This window comes from Photobacterium sp. BZF1 (assembly GCF_014349205.1).
In the GTDB taxonomy this organism is placed as follows: domain Bacteria; phylum Pseudomonadota; class Gammaproteobacteria; order Enterobacterales; family Vibrionaceae; genus Photobacterium.
In genome coordinates, this window is record NZ_JACSOF010000238.1 from 1 (window position 1) to 5881 (window position 5881).

General features: G+C 45.5%; 9 protein-coding genes. 5 read left to right on the forward strand and 4 right to left on the reverse strand.

Going from position 1 to position 5881, the window contains the following annotated elements; genetic code table 11:
• The first annotated feature begins 239 nt into the window (after positions 1-239).
• Positions 240-620: an HPF/RaiA family ribosome-associated protein gene (locus BIZ37_RS29085; RefSeq protein ID WP_187464504.1), complete on the forward strand. Its 381-nt coding sequence runs from the start codon at positions 240-242 to the stop codon at positions 618-620.
• Positions 621-678: 58 nt separating this feature from the next.
• Complete coding sequence (locus BIZ37_RS30340; RefSeq protein ID WP_222939885.1) at positions 679-813, forward strand: CFAP20 family protein; 135 nt, start codon at positions 679-681, stop codon at positions 811-813.
• 4 nt (positions 814-817) lie between these two features.
• Here BIZ37_RS30340 and BIZ37_RS29090 read toward each other — a convergent pair whose 3' ends face one another.
• Complete coding sequence (locus BIZ37_RS29090) at positions 818-1348, reverse strand: dihydrofolate reductase family protein (RefSeq protein ID WP_187464505.1); 531 nt, start codon at positions 1346-1348, stop codon at positions 818-820.
• A 110-nt stretch (positions 1349-1458) separates the two neighbouring features.
• Here BIZ37_RS29090 and BIZ37_RS29095 point away from each other — a divergent pair, with 110 nt between their 5' ends.
• Positions 1459-2025: a TetR/AcrR family transcriptional regulator gene (locus BIZ37_RS29095; RefSeq protein ID WP_187464506.1), complete on the forward strand. Its 567-nt coding sequence runs from the start codon at positions 1459-1461 to the stop codon at positions 2023-2025.
• A gap of 129 nt (positions 2026-2154) precedes the next feature.
• Entirely contained in the window at positions 2155-2460 is a 306-nt protein-coding gene (locus BIZ37_RS29100) for a hypothetical protein (protein WP_187464507.1), read from the forward strand.
• Between the two features lie 18 nt (positions 2461-2478).
• On the opposite strand, the gene BIZ37_RS29105 is transcribed toward BIZ37_RS29100, so the two are convergent.
• Positions 2479-3390 carry a LysR family transcriptional regulator gene (locus tag BIZ37_RS29105; RefSeq protein ID WP_187464508.1) on the reverse strand — a complete coding sequence of 304 codons (912 nt, stop codon included), beginning with the start codon at positions 3388-3390 and terminating at the stop codon, positions 2479-2481.
• A 193-nt stretch (positions 3391-3583) separates the two neighbouring features.
• Between BIZ37_RS29105 and BIZ37_RS29110 the strand changes: the two genes are divergently transcribed.
• Positions 3584-3979 (forward strand): DoxX family protein, encoded by a 396-nt coding sequence (locus BIZ37_RS29110; protein ID WP_222939886.1) that lies wholly within the window; start codon positions 3584-3586, stop codon positions 3977-3979.
• 79 nt (positions 3980-4058) lie between these two features.
• Here the strand turns inward: BIZ37_RS29110 and BIZ37_RS29115 are convergent, their stop codons facing one another.
• Together BIZ37_RS29115 and BIZ37_RS29120 are read right to left on the reverse strand one after the other, a co-directional pair.
• Positions 4059-5159: a YdcF family protein gene (locus tag BIZ37_RS29115; RefSeq protein WP_187464509.1), complete on the reverse strand. Its 1101-nt coding sequence runs from the start codon at positions 5157-5159 to the stop codon at positions 4059-4061.
• Between the two features lie 149 nt (positions 5160-5308).
• Positions 5309-5881: hypothetical protein (locus BIZ37_RS29120; RefSeq protein ID WP_222939887.1), on the reverse strand; the 573-nt coding region annotated here is incomplete at its 5' end.

Consider the following 5881-nt stretch of genomic DNA (forward strand, 5'->3'; position numbering starts at 1 on the left):
GCTATATACCCGGCAATCCACGGTGATACATTGAAGTTAAGCCAAATAAATAGAGATTAAGACATGCTGAAGAATAATAATTTTAGACAAAGAATAAAGACGACTGTTTATATATCTTCATGTCGCAATAATATTCTGGATAAGGAATTAAAATCATCATATTCAGTAACCTCCATTAAGTATAAAGGGATGGAAGTTAAATTTACTGCCCAAGAAAAATAATCTTTGAGGAAAATAATATGCATATTACCAATAACAACATTTCCATTACTGATTCAATGAAAGCATCCATTGTTTATCAATCGGGTAAGCTAATGAATAAGTTCCAGCTTGCTAATGACCTCAAGGTACACGTGGCTTTGGACCGAAAAACCAAAGAGATTACGGTTGAGGCTTCAAGCCCGGACTTCTTCAGTAAACAGAAAGGGATCAATTTCCAACTCGTCTGCAACCGTTGTTTCAAGGGATTGGCTCACCAGGCTGAAAAACAGAAAACCCAACTTATAGCGGCTCGCCATCAGGCTGATTTACCAATGGATGCTGAAGTTGAAATAAGTGAGGAAGAGCAACAAAATGATTTTAACTACGGGATGTTAGCCGCTGAGCATGTTGTTTACTAATACTTTCTACATATAAAGCCGACTGTTTGATAGTCGGCTTAATTAAGAGGTGATAAATATGACTGACAAAGAAATTCATCAACTTGCCGATGAAATAACAGGTAGCGTCTCTGTAAATAACAAGGTGACGATACCTGCTTTAACTGTCGGTGAGCTTAAAATATTACTCTGCGCTTTGAAAAAGAAGAAATAAAACACTAAACCCGAGAGTAATGGTTTTTAACTATGGTATCCAATAGCACCTCACTGTGTTTTAGTGCAAAGTTTACTGGCGACGCTGTTTCGCCAAATAAAGGTGTTCCACCGCCTAGAATTACCGGGATAGTGGTTATAATCATTTCATCAATCAGTCCCTCAGCCATAAAGCTCTGCACCGTTTTCCCGCCATCGATATACAGGTCATTGAAACCCTTGCTGTTGAGTTCGGTAAGGATGTCTCTTAGTTCGCCATTGACCAAAAACGCCTTGTCTTTGTAGTTATTGGGAATGGTGTTTAGGCTGTTGCTGATGACAAATACCGGTTTGCTGTATGGCCACTCACAGTCAAATCCACATACCGTCTCGAAGGTATTTCGCCCCATCACCAGTGCATCCACTCGGTCCATGAAATCAGCAAAACCAAAATCGTTACCCTCTGGGTTAGGGATACTGTGTAACCAATCCAAATTACCGTTCTTATCGGCGATGTAGCCATCAAGACTGGTTGCGATGTAGACAATATTTGCCATGGTGAGCTCCTAACATGAGGTTGTAATTTGACTCGGCATGGAAGGCCGTCAGGGTTTAAGTTATAATATTCTACATTGTAGAATAATGCGAAGTTTAAAGAGATCAGAGAATGACTGTCAAGGGTAAAAAACGGGGAAGGCCCGCAGCAGCATCGGTGGCGCTGAGCAAAGAGCGGATCATTGAATGCGCTAACGCCTTGATGGCAAAAGAGGGAAAGATCCCCAGTATTCGTAAGTTGGCTGCCAATCTTGACGTCGATCCTATGGCTATTTATTACTATTTCGCCAACAAGCAGGCTTTGCTGGAAGCAGTAACGGTTTCGCTGGTTAAGAAGCTATACAGCCCAGATCCCAATGGTGACTGGCAACAGGAGTTAGCCAAACTGTGCCACAGTTACCTCAACTTGCTGGCGCAATACCCAGGATTGCTGGAGACTTTGCTCGGCATGACCTCCCACGGTCCGGCGACGGTTTTCACTGAGCGTTTTGATTTGGCGACAGCGGGGCTGCCATTGGATGAAAAGCTGCGTAACAATGCCTTGTCGATGTTGGCGGACTACCTTCATGGCTATGCCTTGGCAATGAGCTGCCAGGCTGGCGATGAACTCAAGGTCGATATGTTGTCCGGCCCACTAGGGTTTTATATGCAGGCACTGGAGCGGATGGTGAATAGTTAGTTTTGCTATTTGTTTCATTAAGTTATTGAACAAGTTGTTCTGATTTTCTCGATATGATTGGTGAGTCGATGTCTTTATATTTTCCCCATTGAAAACAACGACTCAATTTAATCATCAATGGAGAAATACATGAAAACAAAACTGATGGCGACAATGATCATGTTGGCTTCAGCATTTAATGCCAACGCGACTCTGAAAATGACGTCAACGCCATCGAACCATGGTACCTGGGTTAAAGTTATTCTGGGTGGTGCGCCTGTTGCCGGTGCTGAAGTGACAACCAATCGTCCGATGGCACAAAAATGGGTGACTGGCCAAGATGGGCGAGTTTTCATCTTCAATCGAAGTAACCAGTCACGCTCATTACGCTTGACCGCAGTGACGCCGTCTGGCGAAGAAGTCTCAAAGAAAGTGTTTGTTCACCGTGACAAGTAATACTTTAAAAAGCACCAATTAAAGTGCGCTGCAAGCGTGGTGCTTCTGTTGCCAAAGCTGACGAATATGCTTGAGGCACCATGCTTTTGCTTTTCCCATTTCGGCTCTTTGCCAGGCCAGAAGAATATCGACTTCCCGGGCGGTGCCCAGCTCTATCAATACACCGTTTTCCAACTCCTTTTGAACCAGAGGACGGGGCACGGTTCCGATCCCGATACTGGCTATTATTGCTTTGATTTTGTCATCCATAGTGCTCACCGTGTAAACCGGCTGATCGGTGAGGATATTTTTCGTTAGCTTAGGGTGGGAGTGGGCAGTGTCCGAAACGGCAATAATGCGGTAGTGCTGTCTAATATCCTCTTGTAAAGGTGAGGGTTCGTTGTGAATCGGACTGGTGGCGGAGGCAACCCAGATCATTTCCATTTTTCCCAGCAAAGTTGTGTTGATTTCATTAGGTAATAATTTGGGGCGTGAGGAGATCAGGATATCGGTTCGCCCGGTACTGAGCGCTTCCCAACCGCCAGTAAGGATCTCTTCTTTGACCGTCAGTTTGGTTTGGCTGAGTTCGCAAAATTCAGCCATCAGAGAAAGGAGTAGCTCCGAACCTATGATTCCGTCATAGCTGATGTTTAGATGGCCCTCCCATCCTTGTGCGAGCTCTTGGACTTGGCGATGGAGTGTGTCCGAAGCGTTAAGTAACAATCTCCCTTGGTCAACAAGTAGCTTGCCGGCTTGGGTAAAGGCGGCTCGGTGGCCTGATCTATCGAGGACAAGCACGCCGAGCTCATCCTCTAGCTTTTGGATCTGGTAGCTCAATGCCGACGTTGAACGGTTTAAATGGTGTGAGGCTGCAGCAAAGCTCCCTTCCCTGGCGATGACATCCAAGATTTGTAAGGTATCTAACGATAGGGTGTGCTTTAACTTTTTCAATTCCAATTACCACATCAACAAGTCCTAGTGACCATAAATTATTAAGCCCACTTTTCAATGCGTTTATAGAACTAAATTGTTTGCAAAGGTTTCGCCTGATATTTCAAACAAGTTGTCCTAATTCTTGCGATATGATCTTATTTTGGAAGGAATTAATCTTGCCGCAATTTAATTGCACAGGTAAGGACGTTGTATGTTGGATCGGATATCTCCCTATGTATTGTTAGTATCCCGGGTGATGCTGGCTATGATTTTTGTTAAGGCGGGATGGGGAAAGATAGCAGGCTATGCCGGAACCCAAACTTATATGGAAGCAATGGGTGTACCGGGGAATGTATTGCCCTTGGTGATATTGCTGGAGCTAGGCGGTGGGCTCGCGATTCTGTTTGGCAGTTTTACCCGATCGCTGTCTTTGGTTATTGCGGGTTTTAGTGTGTTCTCTGGTCTTATTTTTCACTTCGATTTACAAGATGGTGGCCAGACAATACACCTGATGAAAAATATTGCCATTGCTGGCGGTTTTGGAGCCCTTATGGTCGTGGGGCCGGGTAAGTTCAGCCTTGATCATCGTTTCAGCAAGTCTTGGTAACCGGCTAGCTAACCCTCTAAATCAAAAAGGCAGCCATTTGGCTGCCTTGGTTGAAGAATTTCTTGGCTTTATCCCCGGCTTAACGCTGCTCAAGTGGGTAAGAACGGTAGCTCCACATGCCGTAGGTACGCAGTGCATCGCGGTAGATGCCTAGTAGTTCACCTTCAGATGGCACTTTTAGCTCTTCCAACGGTTTGTCAGCAGCTGAAACGGTGTCGAACGTAATGTCTGTCGGGCCTGTTTGCCAAGAGGCGATCTCGAACAAAGACTGACCTCGACGGACGTGGCTTGCCGAGCTGATGATCGTCGCGTGGTCGATATCATGGCGGGCTAAGGCGTAGCTACTGTAAAGCGCGTTCTCTACTGTGCTGCGGGCGTAGTTGTCTTCGATAATGCGGTCGCGGGCAATGCCTTTTTCAACCAGCCAGTCAGCCATCAGCTTGCCTTCGGTTTTGTGGTTACGAGGCACGCCACCGGTTAGTACAATCATTGAATCCGGCTGGGCCTTGGCCATTGCCAAGGTCATTTCAAGGCGCTGGACCAGAATATCATGCATGCTGCCGTCTGGGTTTAGGGCATAACCAAGGGTAACAATCGCCGTATTGCCTTCGTAGGCTTTATCTTGTTTTTCTTTCAGTGGTGTTGCCACAATGCGGTTCACGGTATCGAAGATACGTTGGATGTCAGCGGCACGTCCGGCATTGAGGGTTTTGAGCGTGTTCATATGCTCAAGGGATGCCTCGGTGTTGCCTTTGAATTGTTGCCATACCGCAAGGTAGGCATGGGCATCGACATCCTGAGGTGCAACAGTCAGAACCTGTTCGAATAGCTCAATCGCGCGATCAACGTTTTTGTTGTAGATCTGGGCATTAGCCGCAGAGATCAACAAGTCGGTGCGGTAGGGTTCTAGCTGGTAGGCTTCAAGCAGGCGATTGGTCACAATCTCCATGTTACTCGGCATTTTGGCGGTAAACCCAGCATGGGAAATACGGGCTGGAGATTTAAATGCGGTAACGGCATCGGCAAGCAGTTGGTCAACAACCTGGCGTTTGGTAATAAATTGGCTGTATTCAGCGCTGGCTTGTACACTCTGCTGCGGGGCAGCATTGTCAGCCAGGACAGACGTCGAGGAAAGGCTAAGTAGGCCGCTAAGGGCAAGGGCAATAAGATTCTTTTTCATTGTTTTTGTTTAATATGCTTCACAAGGTGGGCAGCAATATATTGCATTCCAGATATCAAAATTGTGATCCAGTAATAATTATGCTTTTTCCTATGCGCGTGAGATCACAAAGTGATGTCTTGCTTCCACAATTGTGTGATAAATCTTTTTTATACATTTACTTTGTGAATGCATGAGAGTTTTCGCGCAAGTTCTGCGACGGCCTGATATATCTCATCTGCACACCCTGCATGGTTTCGTAAATCGACCTCTCTTTCTTCGAACTGGTTATTTTCCCGACAATGCAAATAGATTTCATTCAGAATACCGATATCATATTTATTCACAATATGGACTCGTTCTCGAATAAGGCGGGGAAACTGGTTAATGGTGATATCAATAAATTTATCATCGACTTCAAGCCACACATGGCTGAGAATTTCAGGATAATCGGTTAAGTTATTCCGACACCATATCACCTTGGGGTTGTAGCCTTGCTCTCTTAAATACATTGCCAGCATGTTGTTGGCTAAATCACAGGAGCCATACGGAAAGGCATTGAGCTCTTGCCAGCGGGGAAGGTGGCAATAACGGTGAGATTGCGTTTCGATAATAGTTACGAGTGCATTGCGGAACGTATGGACAGGGTGTTGCATGGCACATCTCCTTGTTTTATCAGTATATCCATGATTGCCACTGGGTAAGTTACCTTTTAGTATAGTCATGGATATAGGCTTTATTCC

What these genes read in the sequence shown, in the direction of transcription:
- BIZ37_RS29085 (WP_187464504.1), top strand. Translation starts at nt 240, where the DNA reads ATGCATATTACCAATAACAACATTTCCATTACTGATTCAATGAAAGCA.
- BIZ37_RS30340 (WP_222939885.1), top strand. Translation starts at nt 679, where the DNA reads ATGACTGACAAAGAAATTCATCAACTTGCCGATGAAATAACAGGTAGC.
- BIZ37_RS29090 (WP_187464505.1), bottom strand. Translation starts at nt 1,348, where the DNA reads ATGGCAAATATTGTCTACATCGCAACCAGTCTTGATGGCTACATCGCC.
- BIZ37_RS29095 (WP_187464506.1), top strand. Translation starts at nt 1,459, where the DNA reads ATGACTGTCAAGGGTAAAAAACGGGGAAGGCCCGCAGCAGCATCGGTG.
- BIZ37_RS29100 (WP_187464507.1), top strand. Translation starts at nt 2,155, where the DNA reads ATGAAAACAAAACTGATGGCGACAATGATCATGTTGGCTTCAGCATTT.
- BIZ37_RS29110 (WP_222939886.1), top strand. Translation starts at nt 3,584, where the DNA reads ATGTTGGATCGGATATCTCCCTATGTATTGTTAGTATCCCGGGTGATG.
- BIZ37_RS29115 (WP_187464509.1), bottom strand. Translation starts at nt 5,159, where the DNA reads ATGAAAAAGAATCTTATTGCCCTTGCCCTTAGCGGCCTACTTAGCCTT.